The sequence below is a fragment of the Leptobacterium meishanense genome, from assembly GCF_037645805.1.
GTDB lineage: Bacteria > Bacteroidota > Bacteroidia > Flavobacteriales > Flavobacteriaceae > Leptobacterium_A > Leptobacterium_A meishanense.
The window spans coordinates 78,386-100,616 of record NZ_JBBEXE010000008.1; the positions used below are offsets into that span (position 1 = coordinate 78,386).

At 36.7% G+C, this 22,231-nt stretch carries 20 protein-coding genes; 9 read left to right on the plus strand and 11 right to left on the minus strand.

The features are described from left to right. The first annotated feature begins 221 nt into the window (after window positions 1-221). From WBG21_RS09545 to WBG21_RS09555, 3 genes are all read left to right on the plus strand, one after another. Window positions 222-3,299, plus strand: a complete 3,078-nt coding sequence (locus tag WBG21_RS09545) for a leucine--tRNA ligase (RefSeq protein WP_340077284.1) — start codon at window positions 222-224, stop codon at window positions 3,297-3,299. A 91-nt stretch (window positions 3,300-3,390) separates the two neighbouring features. Further along, window positions 3,391-3,816, plus strand: a complete 426-nt coding sequence (locus tag WBG21_RS09550) for a VOC family protein (RefSeq protein WP_340077286.1) — start codon at window positions 3,391-3,393, stop codon at window positions 3,814-3,816. A gap of 141 nt (window positions 3,817-3,957) precedes the next feature. Then, window positions 3,958-4,662: a zinc metallopeptidase gene (locus WBG21_RS09555; protein ID WP_340077288.1), complete on the plus strand. Its 705-nt coding sequence runs from the start codon at window positions 3,958-3,960 to the stop codon at window positions 4,660-4,662. A 155-nt stretch (window positions 4,663-4,817) separates the two neighbouring features. Here WBG21_RS09555 and WBG21_RS09560 read toward each other — a convergent pair whose 3' ends face one another. Both WBG21_RS09560 and WBG21_RS09565 read right to left on the minus strand, forming a co-directional pair. Further along, window positions 4,818-5,288 carry an Lrp/AsnC ligand binding domain-containing protein gene (locus tag WBG21_RS09560; protein ID WP_340077290.1) on the minus strand — a complete coding sequence of 157 codons (471 nt, stop codon included), beginning with the start codon at window positions 5,286-5,288 and terminating at the stop codon, window positions 4,818-4,820. Between the two features lie 54 nt (window positions 5,289-5,342). Continuing rightward, entirely contained in the window at window positions 5,343-6,713 is a 1,371-nt protein-coding gene (locus tag WBG21_RS09565) for a saccharopine dehydrogenase family protein (protein ID WP_340077292.1), read from the minus strand. 88 nt (window positions 6,714-6,801) lie between these two features. Here WBG21_RS09565 and WBG21_RS09570 point away from each other — a divergent pair, with 88 nt between their 5' ends. Both WBG21_RS09570 and pckA read left to right on the plus strand, forming a co-directional pair. Next, a complete protein-coding gene (locus WBG21_RS09570) occupies window positions 6,802-7,194 on the plus strand; it encodes a DUF423 domain-containing protein (protein ID WP_340077294.1) in 393 nt (130 codons plus the stop codon). Window positions 7,195-7,275: 81 nt separating this feature from the next. After that, a complete protein-coding gene (gene pckA, locus WBG21_RS09575; protein WP_340077296.1) occupies window positions 7,276-8,871 on the plus strand; it encodes a phosphoenolpyruvate carboxykinase (ATP) in 1,596 nt (531 codons plus the stop codon). Window positions 8,872-8,918: 47 nt separating this feature from the next. Here pckA and WBG21_RS09580 read toward each other — a convergent pair whose 3' ends face one another. Genes WBG21_RS09580 through WBG21_RS09590 form a run of 3 tightly spaced genes read right to left on the minus strand, consistent with a single transcriptional unit; the run spans window position 8,919 to window position 12,016 of the window. Next, window positions 8,919-9,665 carry a uroporphyrinogen-III synthase gene (locus WBG21_RS09580; protein WP_340077298.1) on the minus strand — a complete coding sequence of 249 codons (747 nt, stop codon included), beginning with the start codon at window positions 9,663-9,665 and terminating at the stop codon, window positions 8,919-8,921. A gap of 10 nt (window positions 9,666-9,675) precedes the next feature. Further along, on the minus strand, window positions 9,676-10,338 hold the full coding sequence (locus tag WBG21_RS09585) for a DUF4271 domain-containing protein (RefSeq protein WP_340077300.1): 663 nt from the start codon (window positions 10,336-10,338) through the stop codon (window positions 9,676-9,678). Continuing rightward, window positions 10,325-12,016, minus strand: coding sequence for an ArnT family glycosyltransferase (locus tag WBG21_RS09590; RefSeq protein WP_340077302.1), 1,692 nt, complete (start codon window positions 12,014-12,016; stop codon window positions 10,325-10,327). Before WBG21_RS09590 ends, WBG21_RS09585 begins: the two co-directional genes overlap by 14 nt. A 134-nt stretch (window positions 12,017-12,150) precedes the next feature. On the opposite strand from WBG21_RS09590, the gene WBG21_RS09595 reads away from it, so the two are divergent. Genes WBG21_RS09595 through WBG21_RS09605 form a run of 3 tightly spaced genes read left to right on the plus strand, consistent with a single transcriptional unit; the run spans window position 12,151 to window position 14,635 of the window. Next, window positions 12,151-12,891, plus strand: coding sequence for a polyprenol monophosphomannose synthase (locus WBG21_RS09595; RefSeq protein WP_340077304.1), 741 nt, complete (start codon window positions 12,151-12,153; stop codon window positions 12,889-12,891). Beyond that, window positions 12,888-14,225, plus strand: a complete 1,338-nt coding sequence (locus tag WBG21_RS09600) for a dihydroorotase (protein ID WP_340077306.1) — start codon at window positions 12,888-12,890, stop codon at window positions 14,223-14,225. The genes WBG21_RS09595 and WBG21_RS09600 overlap by 4 nt, the downstream gene beginning before the upstream one ends. Then, complete coding sequence (locus WBG21_RS09605; protein WP_340077308.1) at window positions 14,225-14,635, plus strand: DUF4296 domain-containing protein; 411 nt, start codon at window positions 14,225-14,227, stop codon at window positions 14,633-14,635. Before WBG21_RS09600 ends, WBG21_RS09605 begins: the two co-directional genes overlap by 1 nt. A gap of 1 nt (window position 14,636) precedes the next feature. Here WBG21_RS09605 and WBG21_RS09610 read toward each other — a convergent pair whose 3' ends face one another. Next, window positions 14,637-15,632, minus strand: a complete 996-nt coding sequence (locus tag WBG21_RS09610) for an NAD-dependent epimerase/dehydratase family protein (RefSeq protein WP_340077310.1) — start codon at window positions 15,630-15,632, stop codon at window positions 14,637-14,639. Between the two features lie 197 nt (window positions 15,633-15,829). Here WBG21_RS09610 and tyrS point away from each other — a divergent pair, with 197 nt between their 5' ends. Further along, window positions 15,830-17,125 (plus strand): tyrosine--tRNA ligase, encoded by a 1,296-nt coding sequence (gene tyrS, locus WBG21_RS09615; protein WP_340077312.1) that lies wholly within the window; start codon window positions 15,830-15,832, stop codon window positions 17,123-17,125. A 6-nt stretch (window positions 17,126-17,131) separates the two neighbouring features. Here the strand turns inward: tyrS and WBG21_RS09620 are convergent, their stop codons facing one another. From WBG21_RS09620 to WBG21_RS09640, 5 genes are all read right to left on the minus strand, one after another. After that, a complete protein-coding gene (locus WBG21_RS09620; protein ID WP_340077314.1) occupies window positions 17,132-17,515 on the minus strand; it encodes a hypothetical protein in 384 nt (127 codons plus the stop codon). Between the two features lie 11 nt (window positions 17,516-17,526). Then, on the minus strand, window positions 17,527-19,146 hold the full coding sequence (locus tag WBG21_RS09625; protein ID WP_340077316.1) for a glutamate synthase-related protein: 1,620 nt from the start codon (window positions 19,144-19,146) through the stop codon (window positions 17,527-17,529). Window positions 19,147-19,232: 86 nt separating this feature from the next. Beyond that, the gene (locus tag WBG21_RS09630) at window positions 19,233-20,213 is read right to left on the minus strand and encodes an acyl transferase (protein ID WP_340077318.1); all 981 of its coding nucleotides are present in this window, start codon (window positions 20,211-20,213) and stop codon (window positions 19,233-19,235) included. A gap of 86 nt (window positions 20,214-20,299) precedes the next feature. Further along, a complete protein-coding gene (locus WBG21_RS09635) occupies window positions 20,300-20,662 on the minus strand; it encodes a T9SS type A sorting domain-containing protein (protein ID WP_340077320.1) in 363 nt (120 codons plus the stop codon). A gap of 175 nt (window positions 20,663-20,837) precedes the next feature. Next, window positions 20,838-22,196, minus strand: a complete 1,359-nt coding sequence (locus WBG21_RS09640; RefSeq protein WP_340077322.1) for a multidrug transporter — start codon at window positions 22,194-22,196, stop codon at window positions 20,838-20,840. Between the last annotated feature and the right edge of the window lie 35 nt (window positions 22,197-22,231).

Genomic DNA, 22,231 nt, shown 5'->3' on the forward strand with positions numbered 1-22,231 from the left:
AGCCTCTTGGTTAAATCAGAGTGATGTAAAAACTAAGAATTTTATAATTTCGACTTCCCACTAAACGAACAATAAGTATTTCACACAATAACACTATTTTTGCGCTAGATTAATTTAGTGTCATTTCGAGCGCAGTCGAGAAATCTATGTATTTACAAATAGATTTTTCTAGTTATTAGTTCGATTATGGCGTAAATGGTTTTATACTAAAAATTAGATAAGTGAAGTACAATTTCAATGAAATTGAAGCCAAATGGCAAAAAAAATGGGCTAAAGAAGAAACTTTCAAGGCAGAAAATAATTCTGAAAAACCAAAATATTATGTACTGGACATGTTCCCATATCCATCCGGGGCAGGATTGCATGTAGGCCATCCATTAGGCTATATCGCTAGCGATATTTATGCGCGCTTTAAGCGACATCAGGGATACAATGTTTTGCATCCCATGGGATATGATTCTTTCGGACTTCCTGCCGAACAATATGCCATTCAAACCGGGCAACATCCTGCAATTACAACAGAAACCAACATAAAACGATACAGGGAACAACTCGATAAAATAGGCTTTTCTTTTGATTGGAGCCGAGAAGTACGTACTTCGGACCCTGAGTATTACAAATGGACCCAGTGGATATTTATTCAATTATTTAATTCATGGTACAATAAGGACACCGACAAAGCAGAGGATATTTCAACATTGATTGCTCTTTTTGAAAAAGAAGGCAATGCCAAAGTCAATGCCGCCTGTGATGAAGGCATAGCGGCCTTTACCGCCGAAGAATGGAACCGCTTTTCCTCTGAAGAACAGCAAAGAATACTCTTAAAATACCGTCTTACGTATCTAGCGGAAACCGAAGTGAACTGGTGTCCTGCATTGGGGACTGTATTGGCCAATGATGAGATTGTAAACGGCGTTTCTGAACGTGGCGGACATCCCGTGGTACGTAAAAAAATGACCCAGTGGAGCATGCGCATTTCTGCCTATGCCGAACGATTATTAAAAGGATTGGATACCATTGATTGGCCAGAACCCTTAAAAGAAAGCCAACGCAATTGGATAGGCAAATCGGTAGGAGCGAGTGTTCGCTTTGAAGTAGCTGACACATCAGATGATGATTATATAGACGTTTTCACTACCCGTCCCGATACCATTTTTGGCGTGAGCTTTATGACATTGGCACCGGAACATGAATTGGTAGAAAAAATCACGACACCCGAACAAAAAGAAAAAGTACAAGCCTATATAGAAGCCACGGCACGTCGTAGTGAGCGTGAACGTATGGCCGATGTGAAAACTATTTCCGGCGAATTTACCGGAGCCTATGCCATCCATCCGTTTACCGGAAAAAAAGTACCGATCTGGATAGGCGATTATGTATTGGCAGGTTACGGAACCGGAGCTGTTATGGCCGTGCCTTGTGGCGACCAACGCGATTATGATTTTGCCAAACATTTTGGGATTGACATTCCGAATATTTTTGAAGGTGTAGATATTTCCAAAGAAGCGTTTGCCGATAAAGAAAATACCGTTATTGCCAATTCCGATTTCCTGAATGGCCTCTATTACAAGGAAGCGACCAAAAAGGCGATTGAAAAACTGGAAGAAATAGGGCAAGGCAAAGGCAAAACAAACTACCGTTTACGTGATGCCGTGTTTAGCCGGCAACGGTATTGGGGAGAACCCTTCCCTGTATATTACGTGAACGGTTTGCCACAGATGATAGATGAACAATATTTACCATTAAAACTCCCCGAAGTAGAAAAATACCTTCCCACCGAAACCGGGGAGCCACCACTGGGCAACGCTACCGTTTGGGCTTGGAACACAAAGAACAACGAAGTCGTTGCCAATGATCGTGTCACCCTGAGCGCCCGCCTGACGGACGGACAGGCAGTCGAAAGGAAGGAGGGCATCTACCCCTTAGAACTCAACACCATGCCCGGATGGGCAGGCAGTTCCTGGTACTTTAACCGCTATATGGATGCCAAAAACCCGAACGAATTTGCCTCGCAAGAAGCCTTAAATTATTGGAAAGATGTAGATCTATACATTGGAGGTAGTGAACATGCTACCGGGCACTTGTTATATGCGCGTTTTTGGCAAAAGTTTTTGTTTGACCGCGGTTATGTGCCTGTGGATGAATTTGCTAAAAAATTGATTAACCAAGGGATGATTTTGGGAGAAAGTCCAAAAGGGCTGTTATTACCAAAATATTTAGATAAGAATATAGGATGGAATCTTATTCATAAAAAAGGATTAAGAAAAGATCCTTTCGGACAAAATATAGGTGCTCCAGATATTGTTAATAAAGGTGGAGAACCTACTCAATATAGAGACTGGATACTTTACCCTATAAAAATCAATGAAATTTATGATTTTGGAGAGTCTAAAATTGATACGATTCCTTATGATGAAGTAGGAAAGGATGGAGCTAAAATATATATTACTGAAAAGAATATAGGGAGGTTAAGAAAAAAATATGCAAAGTTCAATAATTTGCAATTTGGAAATAAAGAACACTTAGCAAAGTTAATAGGGGATAAAGATATTTTAAATAAGGTAGAAGGGTTATTAGAAAATGATAGAGTATCATTAGACATTGAGATTGAAAAAATGTCCAAATCCAAACACAATGTCGTCAACCCCGATGATATTTGTGAGCAGTATGGGGCAGATACCCTACGCTTGTACGAAATGTTTTTAGGGCCTTTGGAGCAAGCCAAGCCATGGAACACGGCTGGGATTACCGGAGTGCATTCCTTCCTAAAAAAACTCTGGAAATTATACCATTCAGGAACTGATGAAGCCTTTTACGTTTCAGAAGAAGCACCTTCCAAAGAATCATTAAAGACCTTGCACAAGACCATTAAAAAAGTAACGAAAGATATTGAGAACTTCTCTTTTAACACTTCTGTAAGTTCCTTTATGATTGCTGTAAACGAGCTTACTGCACAAAGATGTAACTCCCGGGTCATATTAGAGCCATTGGCAGTTATCATGGCGCCTTATGCACCACATATTGCCGAGGAGCTTTGGGAGAAACTCGGACATAAAAGAGGGATTACTTTTGCGCTTTTTCCGGAATATGAAGAAAAATATTTGGTAGAAAGCACCAAAGAATATCCGGTATCCTTTAATGGTAAATTACGTTTTAAGACGGAGCTTTCGCTTGATCTGTCAAAAGAAGAGATTGAAAAGATTATTTTGGCCGATGAACGCACCCAACAGCAACTGGCTGGCAGGACACCTAAAAAAGTAATTGTAGTACCCGGAAAGATTATCAATATCGTGGGCTGATTTTCATAAAATCCTTCAAGAGCATCGTTTATTGCCTTTCTTTGTATATTGCATATGGTCAAACATATAATTGTTGTTTGTCATTTAAAAAATGAAGGCTAAAGACAATAGGATATCAATTAACTTTTTAGATCATGTAGCTATTCGGGTAAAAGATTTGAATGTTTCTGCGGATTGGTATGAAAAAGTTCTCAGTTTAAAAAAATACCAGCTTCCCGAATGGGGCGAGGTGCCAATTTTTATGCTTTCGGGCAAATCCGGAATCGCTCTATTTCCGGCAAATCTCGATGATACTGAACTTGACCCGAATTCAAAAAATGTAAAAATTGACCACTTTGCATTCAACGTTACAGAAAAAAACTTTGAAAAAGCAAAAAAGCGATACGCCGAATTGCAATTAGATTTTAATATTCAGGACCATCATTATTTTCACTCTATTTACACAAAAGACCCTGATGGGCATACGGTTGAACTAACAAAAATTGTGGTAAATGAAGATGAGTTTTATCATAAATAGGGAATAAAAACTGTACATAGTACTGGCCAATGCCATTATTGTATGCTAAACCTGACAAAACATCCGATTGTTAAAACCACGCTAAAATTGGAGCGCTTTTTGCTATGAATATTGTAACTTTAAATAAAAAATTGAAAAACGATGTATTACGGTCTTGACCCTTTTTATTGGATAGTAATTGGTGGCTTTATGTTGGTGAGTATGATAGTAAGCCAACAATTAAAAAGCAAGTTCAGAAAATATTCCAAACTACAATTGCGGAACGGAATGAGCGGTGCAGAAATTGCAGAGAAAATGCTTGCAGATAATGGTATTCATGATGTAAAAGTAGTTTCTACTCCCGGAATGTTGACAGACCATTATGATCCGAGAAAGAAAACAGTAAACCTAAGTGAAAGTGTATATACACAACGCAATGCAGCGGCGGCGGCGGTGGCGGCACATGAATGTGGACACGCAGTACAACATGCCAAAGGTTATGAATGGTTACAAATGCGCTCAAAGCTGGTGCCAGTGGTAAATGTAGCTTCCGGATTGTCAACGTGGTTGATTTTTGGAGGTTTTATCTTGGGGGTTTCCTCAGGTTTTGGATATAGTATAGCACTTGCAGGAGTGGCTTTGTTTGGTTTTGGAACACTATTCAGTTTTATCACCCTTCCTGTGGAATATGATGCCAGTAACCGTGCACTGGCATGGTTGAAGGCTAAAAATATGGTAAGCCAACAGGAATACGCAGGGGCTGAAGATTCTCTTAAATGGGCTGCCCGAACGTATGTGGTAGCAGCTATTGGATCGTTGGCAACACTCTTGTATTTCGCATTACGGGTATTGGGAAGCCGGGATTAAGCAAAAACTATATGTCATATGAGGCTGTCTGAAAAGTGCTTTTTTTGTCAATTCGAGCGCAGTCGAGAATTCTATCTTTTTGATAATCAGATATTTTGACTGCGCTCAATATGATATATTTAAAACTTTTATGCCTTTTTAGACAGCCTCAATTTTTATATAGAAATTTGCCGATCTATTTGTTGATTGAGCGAGATAAAGGTTTCTGTTCTTGACACACCTTCTATAGCTTGTATTTTATGATTGAGGAGGTTCATTAGATGCTCGTTGTCTTTACACAAGATTTTAATGAAGATACTCCAATTTCCGGTGGTATAATGACATTCAATCACCTCAGGGATCAGTTTTAACTGTTTAACGGCTTCCGGGTTTCGCATGGCCTTATCTAAAAAAACACCTACGAACGCTAGCGTAGAATAACCTAAGACTTTAGGGTTTACAATAAATTTTGATCCTGCAATGAGTCCTGAGCTTTCTAATTTTCGCAACCGTTGATGAATGGCTGCTCCGGAAATCCCAATTTTTCGGGAGATTTCAAGAATGGGTTTTCGGGCATCTTCCATCAAATAACGAAGAATCTCTTTGTCAATTCCGTCAATAGATACAATTTCGTTATCGATTTTCATTTTTAAAGTTTCAAATAAGAACGAAATATATCAAAAATATATGTAAACTATAATTTATGAGGTTATATTTTCAGGGTTATAGCCAATATACGGGACTTCTTTTTCTTTGAATAAGATGCCATATTGCGCTAACTCATCAAGGATAGGGTTATAGACTTCTTTATGAATGGGAATATGTATGCCGGGAGTTTTTATTTTTTTGTTCAGTATATTGATAGTAGCTATTGCCACAGGTAAACCTACCGTTTTTGCCATGGCTGTATAGGTACGGTTTTCGCCCTTAACAACCATATGGGCATCTATTTGTTTCTTCTTTCCATCTAGTTCGTAACCAAATTTGTGGTACATAACGATCATGTCTTTGTCATTCTCTTCAAGAGACCAACTGTCTTCCAATATTCTTTGGAGGATTTGTGCAGGTGTAGCGTCTTTTAATCCTACTTTTTTATCAGCATTGAATAAATTTAATTCTTCCAGCTTGTGCCACATGATGTCATCTTGGTCAATTTTAAGGTAATGGCGCATTTTTAATTCCACAGAATCGGTCAACGAATAAGGTAAAAATGAATTTACATAATCGCGATAGCTCATATGTTCTGACCCTTCCATAGTATAGGTGTCATCTGTCATTCCCAATTGAACAAACATATTCCATGCTTTGGAAAACCCAACACGTCTGATAGTTCCCCGATATAGTGTCAGCACATCGTCTAATCCATAAGTACTTCTGTATTTTAATGAATCCCGGTTTGCATAGGCCTCAAATTTTCCATGTTCATCAATATCCAAGAATTCAGTTCGACGGAACAAGCGATGGTATGGGATGTATTTATATGTGCCTTCCTGGATAAATTTTGCAGCACCTCCTTGTCCGGCCAATACCACATTGCGCGGGTTCCAGGTAAACTTATAATTCCAGCGATTGGTGTCACTTTCCGGAGCGATGAGACCACCTGTAAAAGATTCGAACAACAACATTTTTCCTCCACGTTCCCGTATCCGGTCAATCACTTTCAAGGCACTCATGTGGTCAATTCCCGGATCAACGCCTACTTCATTCATGAAAACAAGCCCTTTTTCTTTAACTTCTTCATTTAGTATTTCCATCTCACTGCTGACATAGGAAGCAGTTACCATATTTTTTTTAAACTTTATACAGTCTTTTGCTACTTCTATATGCATTCTGGCAGGGAGCATAGAAATTACAATATCACTTTTTTTGATGGCATTCTGCCGTTGAATTTCATTAAAAACATCTAATGATATTATGGATAGGTTTTTGTGAGAAGCAATATTTTTTTTAATAGTTTCCGGATGGAGATCACCAATTATGATGTGTAAATTCTCCTTTTCAGCATTATTTTTTAAATAATTAATAAGATAAGAAGTTGACTTGCCTGCACCAATAATAAGAATGTTTCGCATAACTGTTTTTGTTCCGTAGCTTTGCATTAAGAAATATAACACGAATGTAGCGAAATGTTATATTTATAAAAAATTATAACGTATAGTTATGAACAAAAAGATATTGCTTGTTGGAGCTTTATTAGGTTTTTTTGGGGTTGTTCTAGGTGCTTTTGGGGCACATGGATTGAAAGGATATATTACAGATGCTGCATTAGATACTTTTGAGACAGGGGTTAAATATCAAATGTATCACGCTTTTGTACTATTGTTTGTTGGGATAATAAAGGTGTTTAAAGAAAGCACGAAAAAATATCTTTTTTATCTTTTTTTAGGAGGGATTTTGTTGTTTTCAGGATCTATTTATGGATTGGCTACAAATGAGCTTACAAGTTTTTTTGATTTTAAGAAAATAGGTTTTGTAACCCCTGTTGGAGGAACACTCCTCATAATAGGTTGGGCGGTAATGGGATATCAATTCATGAGGATGAAAACCAAATAAAATTGTAGCTCAAACGTTTGAAATATAATATAATTCTTAATTTTGCTCCATTAAACAACACAATAAGAAAACCAAAAATTAATGGTACATAATACAGTCTCCACAAAAACAATTTCATTAGATGAGTATGGTATTTCAAAAGCAAAAGTGCGATATCAATTATCTCCAGATAAACTGCATGAAATAACAATAGCAAAAGAACAGGGAGTAGAAGCTTCTTCCGGGGCACTTGCAGTAAATACAGGAGAGTTTACAGGGCGTTCTCCAAAAGACCGCTTTATTGTTAAAGATGAGGTTACGGCTGGCAGGGTAGATTGGGGAGGCATAAATATTCCTTTTGATCCTGATAAGTTTGATAGGTTATATGAAAAAGTGGTTGATTATTTATCAGGAAAAGAAGTTTTTGTACGTGACTGCTATGCATGCGCAGACGAGAACTATAGGACAAACATCCGTGTAATGAATGAATATCCCTGGAGCAATTTGTTCGTTTATAATATGTTTTTACGTCCGAAACAAGAAGAACTGGAAGATTTTTCGCCTGAATGGTTAGTAGTGAATGCTCCGGGATTTATGGCAAACCCTGAAGAAGATGGAACCCGTCAGCATAACTTTGCCATTCTTAATTTTTCAAAAAAGATAGCTTTGATAGGGGGTACCGGTTATACCGGAGAAATTAAAAAAGGGATATTTTCAGCACTCAATTTTATGCTTCCTGTATATAAAAATACGTTGCCCATGCATTGTAGTGCCAATGTTGGAGAAGATGGTGAAACAGCTATTTTCTTTGGACTTTCCGGGACGGGAAAAACAACGCTTTCTGCAGATCCTGATCGTAAGTTGATTGGAGATGACGAGCATGGATGGACGAATGAAAATGCAGTCTTCAATTTTGAAGGGGGGTGCTATGCAAAAGCCATTAACCTTTCAGAAGAGAGCGAACCTGAAATATATCATGCAATAAAAAAAGGAGCAATCCTTGAAAACGTGATATTGGATGAAGAAGGAAACGTGGATTTTGCGGATACTTCCATTACACAAAATACTAGGGTGAGTTATCCGATTTACCATATAGAGAATATTCAACAACCGTCTATAGGGAAGGATCCCAAAAATATATTTTTCTTGACAGCAGATGCTTTTGGGGTATTGCCTCCTATTTCTAAGCTTACACCTGGGCAGGCTGCTTACCATTTTATATCAGGCTACACGGCAAAAGTAGCAGGTACGGAGGAAGGTATAGATGAGCCCGTTCCTTCATTTTCAGCATGTTTCGGAGCTCCATTTATGCCATTGCACCCCACAAAATATGCAGAAATGCTTAGCAAAAAAATGACGGAAGCAGGAGTCAATGTATGGTTGATTAATACAGGGTGGACGGGAGGCCCATATGGAACAGGAACAAGGATGAAATTAAAATATACAAGAGCAATGATCAAGGCTGCACTTAATCATGAATTGAGTAATGTAGTTTATGAAACACATTCCGTTTTTAAGCTTGCAATCCCCAAAGAATGTCCAAATGTGCCATCAGAAGTACTTAACCCCCGTGACACGTGGGAAAACAAAGAAAAATATGATATGACAATAAATAAGCTCGCGACATCGTTTAAGAATAACTTTGAAAAATATAAAAGCTATGCCAACGAAGAAATTCTTAGCGGCGCACCTGAATAATTGAGAAATGTTTCAAAACAAAAAACCTCCTTTTAAAGGAGGTTTTTTTATTTCTTGTTTGTTTTACTTATATATTTTTCCAATGCCATTGTCATAGAAGGCGTTTCCGGAGTAGGGGCTTCTATATCAATACGGAGATTGGCATCTTTGGCTGCCCGTACAGTAGAATTTCCGAAAACAGCAATACGGGTGTTATTTTGTTTAAAATCAGGGAAGTTTTTAAATAAAGACTCAATTCCTGAGGGACTAAAAAAGACTAATACATCATAAAAAACATTTTTTAGGTCAGAAAGGTCACTGATCACTGTTTTGTATAAGACAGCTCTTTTCCAATCAATATTTAATGTATCTAAAATTTCGGGAACAGCATCTTTTAAAACATCCGAGGAAGGCAAAAGGAACCTTTCATCTTTATACTTTTTGATTAACGGAACCATATCCTGAAAAGCCATTTTACCGACATATATCTTCCGTTTTCTATAAACAACATATTTTTGGAGATAGTAAGCAACAGCTTCTGATTGACAGAAGTATTTCATGCTGTCAGGTACTTTAAACCGCATTTCTTCAGCCACCCTAAAATAATGATCGACGGCATTTCTACTGGTTAGGATAATAGCAGTAAATTTAGACAAATCTATTTTTTGTTGTCTTACATCCTTAGCATCTACTCCTTCAACATGAATGAATGGTCTGAAATCAATTTTCACTTTTTGTTTTTCTATAAGTTGAAGGTATGGTGAATTTTCTGTTTTAGGTTCTGGTTGAGAAACCAAAATTGTCTTCACTTTCATATAAACTATATTAGCTTAATCCGTTGTTATAAAACACCAATTTAATAGCAATTACATAAGGTGCTATTTCGAGAGCGCAAAGGTACAAAATAAAATAGAACAATCTAGGAAGTATTATTTTTTGGTGGTTTAAGATTGTGAGAATAAAAGCAATAAAATTTAATGTCAGAAATATGAAAATGACTGTCCACAGAAGTACAGGGCTATTTAAAGGGCTATAAATATAAAGCGCGATAAGAGGAAATATAATAATTGCAATGAAGCTTCTGTAGCTTACTTTATGGAAGTTATACTGCTCGGAAAAAGCTTCGGCCATGACTATAGTAGCAATCAATTTCTCAAAATAGTACTTAAATAAGACAAAAAGACCTAGAGAAGCGATGATGGTAAAAAGAGGATATGAAACAGGGAGTTTATAATAATCAAAAACAAATTGTGCTAAAAAACCATAAATAATAATCTGAACAATGAACAACAGAACATTAAATAGGCTAAAATTTAAATTAACCTCTTTCCCGTATACTTTGAAGTATTTATTAGAAAATAAAAGTGTAATAAATGTCTGAAAACGTTCTTCAAATAAAATTTTAGAGATAACAATTAATGCACCGCACAAAAGCAGGAGGGATGTTTCTAAGGTATAATATTCGATATGCCTGTTAATTATTTCCACGGAGCGTTTCTATATTAATGATATTCCCCTGAAACCCGAAAGGCATATTATTTTCTGAGATCGTTATCCTGAAAAATGGCTCTCCTTCCAATTTCCCCAGCTCTTTCAACTTGGCTTTTACTTTTACAATACTTTTAGCCGGAATAAAGCCGGATGAATGCTTTTTTGAAAGATCTATCGCAAGAGTATCTACTCGCCTCTTTTTATCATTCAATGTCAAACCATAGAACTTTAAGTATTCAAATGCAATGTCTTCATTGTATGGGTTATTGATGGTAAATGATATGGAATCTTTATAGTTTTTAAAATCGTTTTCCTTTAATTGTGCTTTCAATTTTCGCCATGAAATGAAATCATCTATAAAAACTCCTTTCCATTTACGCTCTTTGTAATTTCTTATCACTTTTATTACTGAATCAGCGTCTTTAGAATAGGATAAAAAAGCTACTTTTTTATGTTGAAACTTGTATTCAGAACTATCTATATCAAATTGATTTTCTCTAAAATGAATTCCATTAAATGAGAATATATCAACTCCTGAATAGAAACTGTACATAGTTGCATCACTATAAGAATTTTTAAATACTACAGGGAGCCCCTTTGTTTGTTGGTACAGCTCTTTTACCCATTTTTTATTTCCATGAGTTTCATAAGTAATAGGAGAAACTTGTTCATATACTAAGGCAAAACGTAAAAATAATATTGCTATTAAGGAAATACTACTTGTTATAACCAACCATTTCTTAAACTTTTTATGATGTATTGCATATGAAAAGGCAATGATAATAAGAGGAATACTTACTAATACCGGCCATTGTGCTTGTGTCCTTCTATTAAAAGAGGAAAATAAAAAGAATATAAAAACACCATAAACAAGATATTTTAATGCATTGTCAAAAGAGTTTTGTGTTTTGTGTTTAAGAAAAGCCCAATAGATCAATGGAAAGGCTACTCCCATGATACCAAAAAAGCTAGCTAGGTAGTCTAATGTAAAATTTAATTTATATTGACTATCAGCACGATCTACAAGGTGATACCGTAAAGAAACAAAATCTGTTTCATAAAGCCAGTTTAGATGTGGTGCGTACAATAAGATAGCCAATAGGATGGCAGCCCAGAATTTCCGTTTGAGAAGTATTTTAAAGTTTGATAAAATAATGAGTATAATAAAAAGCGCTGCGTGATATTTACTATACATCATCCCTGCCATACTGATACTTAAGATAATAACAACCCACCAATTCTGTCTGTGCAAAAATTGTTTGTAACCCCATAAAAAAAGTGCTGCAAAGAAAAATAGAGGGGTATCAGGGAGCATGAAAAAACCATACACATTAAAAAGTGCAACAGAACCGGTAAGAAGACAAAAAAGGATAATATGTTTGTACTTAGAAGGGTCATCAATTAATTTCCAAAGCAATATGATTGTTCCTGAAAACAAAAAACTGGCAAAGAAACGAATCCCCAGCTCTCCTTTAAAAAGAACACTGCCAATTTTTACAAGAAGAGCCACCATTGGTGGATGATCAAAATAACCCCAGCTTAAATGCTGGGAAAAATACCAATAATAAGACTCATCAAGAATTAATTCGGTAGCATAACCTTGAACCAGATTAACAATAGTTAAAACAAAAATAAAACTATAAAAAAAATGTACTGGCTTTTGATTTTTATACATAATATGAATTGCATTTCAGCAAAAATACTTATTTATAATCAGGAAATCATCAGCGTTAATTTCTTATTAAATCGATCATTTATTAGCAAAAGCACTTTAATAGCTTATTTTTGTAGACAACTTAATTATTGCACATGCATTCGGATAGCCTGGTAATTATTCCGACATACAATGAAATTGAGAACATTGAAGGCATTATAAAAGCTGTTTTTCAGTCAGAAAAACCATTTCATGTGTTAGTTGTCGATGACAGTTCCCCTGATGGGACAGCTAATCAAGTGAAAAAAATGCAAAAAGAGTTTCCGGAGCGTTTGTTTCTTGAAGAAAGAAAGAACAAATCGGGTTTGGGGACTGCCTACATACATGGATTTAAATGGGCTCTAAAGCAGGCGTATCACTATATTTTTGAAATGGATGCTGATTTTTCCCACAACCCACAAGATTTAATACGCCTTTACAAAGCATGTCATGAAAATGGTGCAGATGTAGCTATAGGTTCCCGTTATGTAAAAGGGGTTAATGTGGTTAATTGGCCTTTGCACCGTATATTGTTATCGTATGGGGCATCTTTCTATGTAAAACTAATTACCGGAATGAAAGTGCATGACCCTACTGCTGGGTTTATTTGCTATAAGCGGGCCGTAGTAGAAGCGATAGATCTTGATAAAATTCAATTTATAGGATATGCGTTTCAAATAGAAATGAAGTTCAGGGCGCATCTCAAAAAGTTTAAAATTGTAGAGGTGCCTATCATTTTTAGAGATAGGGTCAGAGGCACTTCTAAAATGAATGGGAAGATTATAAATGAAGCTATTTTTGGCGTATTAGGAATGAAACTAAAAAGTATTTTCAATAAAAAAGCATATTATTCATGAATAAAATACTAATAAAGAATGCTCATATTATAAATGAAGGGATTACTTTTAATGGGGATGTGTTAATAGAAGGAGAATATATTAGTAAAGTAGATAAAAGTATATCCGCAGACCATACAATGAAGGTAATTGATGCAGGAGGGAAGTTCCTTTTACCTGGAATTATAGACGATCAAGTACATTTTCGTGAACCGGGGCTTACCCACAAAGCGACCATTGCTACGGAAAGCAAAGCGGCTATTGCAGGGGGCATAACTACATTTATGGAACAACCCAATACTGTTCCGCAAACAACTACCATAGAAAAATTAGAAGAAAAGTTTGCCATAGCTGCTAATACGTCGTACGCTAACTACTCATTCATGTTCGGAGGAACTAATGATAATTTAGAGGAACTAAAAAAACTTCCAAAAAAATCTTGTGCAGGAGTAAAATTGTTTTTAGGTTCATCTACCGGAAATATGTTAGTAGATGATGAATCAGTCTTAGAAAAGATATTTTCAAATACAGAAATGGTCATCTCTGCACATTGTGAAGATGAAAGTACCATAAGAACAAATTTGGAGAAATATGAAGCTATATACGGTGATAACATCCCTATAAAATACCATCCGATAATACGAAGTGAGGAAGCATGTTATTTATCATCTTCAAGAGCAATTGCACTAGCAAAAAGGACCGGGGCACGATTGCATGTATTTCACGTATCAACGGAAAAGGAAACCCATCTTTTTCGAAATGATATTCCATTAAAAGAAAAAAAGATCACTGCAGAAGCCTGTATTCACCATCTTTGGTTTACAGAGGATGATTATGAAACAAAAGGAACACTTATAAAGTGGAACCCTGCAGTTAAAAAAGTGACAGATAGAACAGCATTGTGGGATGCCTTGTTGGATGACCGTATTGATATTATTGCTACAGACCATGCCCCGCATACACTTGAAGAAAAACAACAACCATATACTTCAGCACCCTCAGGAGGGCCTTTAGTACAACATGCGTTTCCTGCTATGTTGGAGAAACATAAAGAAGGTAAAATAACATTAGAGAAGATTGTAGAAAAGATGTGCCATAATCCAGCTATCTTGTTTCAAATAAAAAATAGGGGATATATAAGGGAAGGGTATTATGCAGATATGGTGTTGGTAGATTTAAATGCTCCTTGGACAGTATCTGAAGAGAACATTTTGTACAAATGTGGTTGGTCGCCCTTTGAAGAGGCTACATTCACCTCAAAAATTACTCATACATTTGTGAATGGAAACCTGGCATATGAAAATGGAACATTTTCTGAGATCAAAAACGCAAAACGGCTTGAATTTAACCGATAATGAAAAACTTGGTATATAGTTTATTGTGTATTACAGTAATAATTTCATGTAAAGAAGAGGTGGTAGAGAAACCTGAAGACCTCATTAGTGAAGATAAAATGGTTGAAATCATATACGATTTAGCCATTTTTAATGCAGCAAAAGGAATTAGTATTGCGAAGTTGGAAGAAGGGAATGTGAAATTGGAGACGTTTATCTATGAACGTTATCATATTGATAGCACCCGGTTTGCTAATAGCAGCATCTATTATGCATCGGAGCCGGAAATACATTTGGGAATTTATAAAAAAGTAGAAGAACGCTTGAATAAATACAATGATGTATTAAAAAAAGCGGAAGAAGAACGGCGCAAACTAAAAGACTCGACTCAAAAAATAGTGAGGGACAGTATTAAATTGATTAAAAATTGAATTAATATCTGCTACAAATAATTTCAATTGTTTTTGAAAGAGGTTTGAAATCAAACTCTATTGCCTTCTTTATTTTTTCACTGCTATAATAATTGCTTCTGAATGCTGCATGTACAGAAGCCTTTGTAAAGGTCCGTTTGGATCCTGTAAAAAAACTTTTCAGCCAATCTATATAACACAAAACATATAATATAAAAAATGGAGCCTTTTTATATGGAGGGACTTTCCCAAATTTTTCAGCAATTGTTGTAAATAACTTTTTAAAACTCCAATTTTCACTCACAAGAATAAATCGGTCGTTCTTTATAGCACTTTTCATCAATGTAACCATGGCAATAACCACATCTTCAACATCTACAAATCCGGTGATACCGGTAGTATAAAATTTCATTCCGTTATGAATTCGCTTGAAGATTTTACCACTTCCTTTATTCCAGGATCCGGCTCCAAGAATTATCCCGGGATTCACAATTACCACATCTATTCCTTCTTGAGAAGCACGCCATACCTCCATTTCAGCCCCGTGTTTAGAGATTGCATATGCATTGTTTTTTGCTTCTGGGTTCCAAGGGGTCTTTTCAGTGATTGGTTTTTTGTCAAGGGTTTTGCCAAGCGCAGCGATAGAGCTTGTATAACATAGTTTTTTTATATTATTGGCGATACATAGGTTGACAATATTGGAGGTACCTTCTATGTTTACCTTACGCATTTTGAAATAATCTTTTGGATCAAATGAAATCAATGCTGCTGTATGATAAACGTATGTAATATTCTTAAATGCCTTAGTAAGTTTAGGAAGGTCATTAATATCAGCTTCTACCCATTCGATTTTTGAAAAAAGCTTTTCTACATCTTCTGTGAAGAAAGCAAAAATAAGCTTTACAGTATTTAAATCACTATCTTTTCTATGAATAGCCCTCACATATTGTCCATCAGCAGTGAGTTTGTACAATAAATGAGCACCTACCAAGCCTGTTCCTCCAGTTACTAATACCATACTGCTAAATTAGGGTTAAAAGCAATCAGATAAAAATAAATAAGCGAACCTAAGTGGATCTCACAGATTTCTTGAAATTGTGAAGGTTAAACAAAAAATAGCAATTCGTTATATGTATCCACTCTTTTTCTTTTTATTCTTCTTCTTTTTTAGCAATCCCATTATCTTTGCGTTTGATCATTATAAATAAAACTAAGATGCCAAAGAATTTTGTTGAGGAACTGCGCTGGAGAGGGATGATACATGATGTCATGCCCGGAACGGAAGAACACTTATTGGAAGGAATGAGAGCTGCTTATGTGGGGATTGACCCTACGGCCGATTCCCTTCATATCGGACATTTAGTAGGCGTAATGATGTTGCGACATTTTCAGTTGTGTGGGCACAAACCTTATGCATTGGTTGGTGGTGCTACGGGAATGATCGGTGATCCGTCAGGAAAATCAAATGAACGGAATTTATTGGATGAGGCAGCCCTCCGCCATAACCAAGAAGCTATTAAAAAACAATTGGCCAAGTTTCTTGATTTTGATTCGGAAGCTTCCAATGCGGCAAAACTGGTAAATAACTATGACTGGATGAAAGATATTTCCTTTCTTTCATTTATCAGGGATGTGGGCAAGCATATTACCGTTAATTACATGATGGCAAAAGACTCCGTTAAAAAACGCTTATCTTCTGATGATGCCGAAGGGATGTCATTTACTGAGTTTAGCTATCAACTCGTTCAAGGGTATGATTTTTTACACTTATACAGAGAAGGGGGATGCTCATTTCAAATGGGCGGGAGTGACCAATGGGGAAACATTACCACAGGAACTGAACTCATTCGGAGAATTGCAAATGGAAAGGCGTATGCACTTACCTGCCCATTAATCACCAAGGCAGATGGCACCAAATTTGGAAAAACAGAAGGGGGCAATGTATGGTTAAGCCCTGAGAGGACATCACCTTATAAATTCTATCAATATTGGTTAAATGTTTCTGATGAAGATGCGGAGAAATACATAAAAATATTTACTTTTTTAACAAAAGAAGAAATAGAAGAATTGGTCACATCACATAAAGAAGCCCCTCACCAAAGATCCTTACAAAAGCGTTTAGCAGAAGAAATTACAGTAATGGTTCATTCTAAAGAAGAACTTGAAAATGCTATAAAGGCATCCGAAATATTATTTGGAAATTCTACATCGGAAGACTTAAAAAGCTTAAATGAACAAACTTTTCTAGATGTTTTTGAGGGAGTACCACAAGCAACGGTATCGAAAGCAATGATTGAAGAAGGGATAGACATTGTTGCAGCCTTGGCAGAAAAGACAGGGTTTTTAAAATCAAATGGGGAAGCTAGGCGGGCATTAAAAGAGAATTCCATCTCTGTAAATAAAGAAAAGGTGCGAGAAGGGCATATCATTACCTCATCTGAACTTATAAACGATAAATATATACTGTTACAGCGTGGAAAGAAAAATTACTTTATTCTCGCTGCTTCCTAAAAAGGGTTAGTGAGGGATATTATCAAATTGATCATGCCGTATCCGTACTGCATGGATAGAAAAAGTGATCAGCAAACCGATGGATATGAATAGGCTAATGGTCCCTGCCAGCATAAAAATAGTTGCTACCCCTTTTATAAGTGTGATATAGTTTCGGATCCCGGCCGTAATCCCTGCAATGACCATAGTCCCCGCAGCAAGGTATAACCCTACCATGGCCTTGGTCAATAAGCTTAATTGCTTTAGTTTTTTAGCTGTCAGGTCAGGGTTGGTATTCTCCTTAATAAGTTTGGAGATTTCATTACTGAGTGCTATCAACATGTTGGACGTTGATAATATGAGGAGGGCTATTCCGGGTAATATGGTGATGGGGACGTACCAGTTATCCATATGGATTTTTATTAGTGATTAACGATACCAGCATACGAAATTCCGGTTAAACGGTGCATGTCATAGTTGAAGGTGGAGAGGTCTTCTCTACTAAACTTTGAAATAGTATTATGCCCGCAAGCCCGGGCAATAACCTTAATAAGGTCATTTGTGGCATTAAAATAATTATAAAGTTGTTTTGCAGAAGATTCGATAATAAGCCTAGTCCGCAAGGACTCTTTTTGAGTAGCAATACCTACAGGACAATTGTTCGTGCCACAAGCCCGCATACCCAAACAACCGATGGCCTGTAATGCGGAATTAGAAACAGCAATAGCATCTGCCCCTAACATAAGTGCTTTTGTAAAATCTTCTGCAATCCGGAGCCCTCCGGTAATAACAAGTGTAATATCTGTAGCCTTTTGTTCATCCAAATATTTTCGAGTTCTTACCAAAGCAGGAATGGTAGGGATATTAATATTATCTCTTAAGATAGTGGGCGCAGAACCTGTACCTCCGCCTCGTCCATCAAGGATGATGTAATCTACACCCACATCTAGGGCAAATTGAATATCTTTTTCTATGTGGCTTGCTGCTATCTTAAAACCAATAGGGATACCTCCGGTTCGTTCTCGTACTTTTTCTGCAAATGCTTTAAAATCTTCCACACCATGAAAATCAGGAAAAGTTGCCGGTGAAATAGCTGTTTCTCCTTTTTTCAACCCTCTTACCCGTGCAATTTCCTCACTTACTTTGTTTCCTGGCAAATGCCCACCAGTACCTGTTTTGGCCCCTTGTCCTCCCTTAAAATGAAATGCTTGTACGTTATCGAGCTTATCCCATGAAAACCCAAATTGAGCAGACGCCAACTCATAAAAGTATTTTGAGTTGTTTTGCTGCTCTTCCGGGAGCATGCCCCCTTCTCCGGAACAAATGCCCGTTCCGGCCATTTCAGCCCCTTTTGAAAGCGCTATTTTGGCCTCTCTGGAAAGTGCACCAAAACTCATGTCTGAGACAAAAAGAGGGATGTCTAAAATAAGTGGTTTTTTAGCTCTTGGACCAATAGCAACCTTAGTGGCAACCGCCTCTTCATCCAACAATGGCCTTGAAGCCAATTGTGCAGGTAAAAATTGGATGTCGTTCCATTGGGGAAGAGTGTTTCTGTCCACTCCCATTGAAGCTGAAAATCCATGGTGACCAATATTTTTCAAGCCGTTTTTGGCCAATTCTTTAATATACCCGGTGTAAGGTTCAGTGTCTTCAGGATGTGTGTCGGCATAGGTTCCCAAATAATCATTTCTATTAAAAGGCTGGGGATGTGATTTTTCAAATTCCGTAATTTCATTTTCATCAATCAAGAGGGAACCACCTTCTATGTATTCTTTAAATTTATGAAGTTGTTCATCATTGTTATATTCGCTGATCCCTGTATCATACCGGTAATCCCATCCATGGACCCCACAAATGAGGTTTTGTCCATCGATATGGCCATCAGCAAGTAAAGCGCCTCTGTGATGGCATCGCCCGTAGAGTACAGATATCCCTTTTTCATGCTTTATAATGACTAAATCGGTATTCTTTACCAAAGCATACGCAGGGTTTTTTTCTTTTAGTGAACTTATTTTTGCAATTTCAATCAGCTTCTTTGACATTTAGAAAAAGTATATGTTAGTAGTCTTGTAAGTTACTATTTTATGTCGGAATAGATGAGTGGTAATTACATTTGCTTAATTATGGATTATATCGCCATCAAATTACATCCCCTTATATCGGAATGGTCAAAACGGCCCAATACTTCAAAGTTTCCGTTGGAGTAGATTTTTCCTAAGTCTTGCGTAGCAATAAATGAGCAGGAGTTTACATTGGCAAGGTCAATGATATTGATCCCCCCGGTTTTTTCCGGTTGTTGAAGCGACAGGGCATCTTCCGTATCACGTGTGAAAACTTTCATCCATGGAGGGCATTTATAGATTCCATTTTCTTTTGAATAGGCTTGAGAAAGGAGTTCGGTCATGCCATATTCGGAATGAATGGAAGGAACACTAAAACCCTTGCAAAGAATGGTATGCAGTTCTTTACGGATAAGCTCTTTTCGCCTTCCTTTCATACCACCGGTTTCCATAACAATTGTATTTTTTAAAGAAAGAGGAGGGAATGCTTCCACAAAGTCTAGCAATGCAAAAGAAACGCCGATGAGCATTACTTTTTTGCATGTTGTGTCTAGCCATTGGAGTTTTTCATAGAGTTCTTTTGTATTGTGAAGGTAGAAACCGCTTTCGGGATTATTTGTTTTTTTTATAAGCTCAGTAACCATGTAAATGAGTGATGAGCCTTCTCTTTCCAGATAAGAAGGGAGCAATGCCAGGATAATGTATTCGCTTGGGTCACCATAAAAATATTTAAAACTTTTTAAGAAGCTTTTTTTATAAATATTGAGATCGTAGACATAATGTTTACTAGGCTCAACTCCGGTGGTGCTACTGCTTGTAAATACTTTTTGTGCTTTTTGACTTCCTGAGATAATTTGATGTGTTTTGAAAAACTGAATAGGCAAACAAGGGATTTCGATACTTTTACAAATTTTGGAAGGGATTATTTTTAAATGATCACAAAAGGTTTTATATGTCTTGTTGTTATTATACTGGTAATCAAAAATTTGAAGAGCTGTATTTTCAAATTCAGCATTAGAAGCGATATTAAAAATAGAAGCACTATCCATTGAAAGAAATTATAAGACAAATGTAGATAAAATAAAAAAGCCCTTCTCTACTAAAAAGAAGGGCTTTTATAATTTTTAGGGTTTCTTTATCGTATTACAAGTTTCCGAGTGATCGTGGTATTTTCTTCGGTTACTTTTAGAAGATATACTCCGGAACTTAATTCAGCTAAATTTAATGTATTGTTATTAGTTAATTGTGTTTTTAGGACTTGTTTTCCTAACACATCATAAATTGAAATGTCTTTTGCAAAATTCTTTTTAGTTATAATTGTTAAATACCCACTGGTAACAGGGTTTGGGTACATTTTAAAACCTTCAATATTAGGCTGTTGAATTACTTCAGAAGTTAATGAAGCAGAGTTGGTCGGGTTTTCATAAAGATCGGGCTGTCCCGGGGACAGTTGCATGACTAATAGGGCAATAAAAGTCAGCACGTAATGTTTTTTCATGGTTCAAAATCTATTTATTGGTGTTAAGTTATAAACAAATATAATAAATTTTGAGTATGTACGTTTCTAAAACTTTATTAAAATTTTGACTTTTAACTGATTGAATGTTAAATATATGAAAAAAGTACCGCCAGTAGAGCGGTACTTTTTATTTATATATTTTAACAGTACTTAATTATAATCTTACCCAGCCGTCTGTCCAAGTATCTGTATCCGTTAGTGCACCTGCATATGGAGCAGAAGTAAAGAAGCCTCCTAAGGTAGCAGGATCAAAATTATTTACACCATCCGTAGCATTTGTATACTGATAGGTTCCTCTAAACCCGCTTACTGAGAAACCAGCAGGGATGTCTGTACCTGCAGTATTAAATGGCACTCCTGAGCCATCTAATGTATAGTTATAGAAGGTAGCAAAATCATTTAAATCGATAGTAGCAGTACCTCCATGATCTAAATCAAAAGAGCTTACATTATTGATGATAGAGAAAGACACAGAAACTTCACCATTGTTATGGTTAATAAGTGTTTGGTCATCATCCACTTCAATTCCTTTTCCGGGGAACCCTTGGATGATTACATTGTATGCTGTTACTTTAGTTCCTGCACGGAATTCAATCCCTTTGTTTTCACCATCACCATCATCAGCACCTATTAACGTTACGTTTGAAATCGTTGGGTTTGAGAAAGGAGCGGCATCCGGATCAGAAGACAAGTTGTCTGCTTCAATACCTTTATCACCATCTACGGAAGATTGCTGTGCGATCCAAAATTGACCATTACCAACCCATCCGTCAGTCCAGTCAAAAGAATCATCTTGTGCACCTGTAGATACTAGATATTTTGCATTTACAGTACCTCCAAAGAATTCGAATCCGTCATCTAACCCCTGGAATACTTGTACAAATTCAATAGTAGTAGCATCTCCTACACCGTATAGCGAAAGGCCGTTGAATTCAGATTCTGCATTAATTTTACCACCGGTATATTCTAAACGCACATAACGTAAAGTTCCTGAGTTGTCATTGGCATCACTTCCTCCGTAAGTAAGCCCTGCTACTTCTGCAGTTGCTGTAGTTCCTCTGTTTATAGGTGCTCTACCGGCAATTACCAAGCCTCCCCAGTCGCCAGGGTTTGGTGTAGACTGATTGGAAGTAAATACGATTGGGTTATTAGCAGTTCCTTGTGCATCAATAGTGCCTCCTTGACGGATCGCTAAGAAAGAAAACACCCCATTTTCACTTCCGGCCTCAATGCGTGTTCCAGCAGGGATGGTTAAAGTTACCCCATCGTTAATGAAGACACCTCCTCTTAATTCATAAGTGATATCAGCATCTAATGTCATGTCAGTAGTAATGTCACCGATAAGCTCAACGCGGTCATTTCCATTATTACCACCAGTATCGGGAGCATTATTGTTGATAGTATCGCCTTCAATAATAATATCTCCAATACTATCGTCATTTTGTGTACATGCTTGGAATACCAATGTTATAGCTATCAGTACTCCTAAAAATAGTTTATTAGTTTTCATCATTTTTAATTAATTTAATTGTAATTGTTTTTTATTTG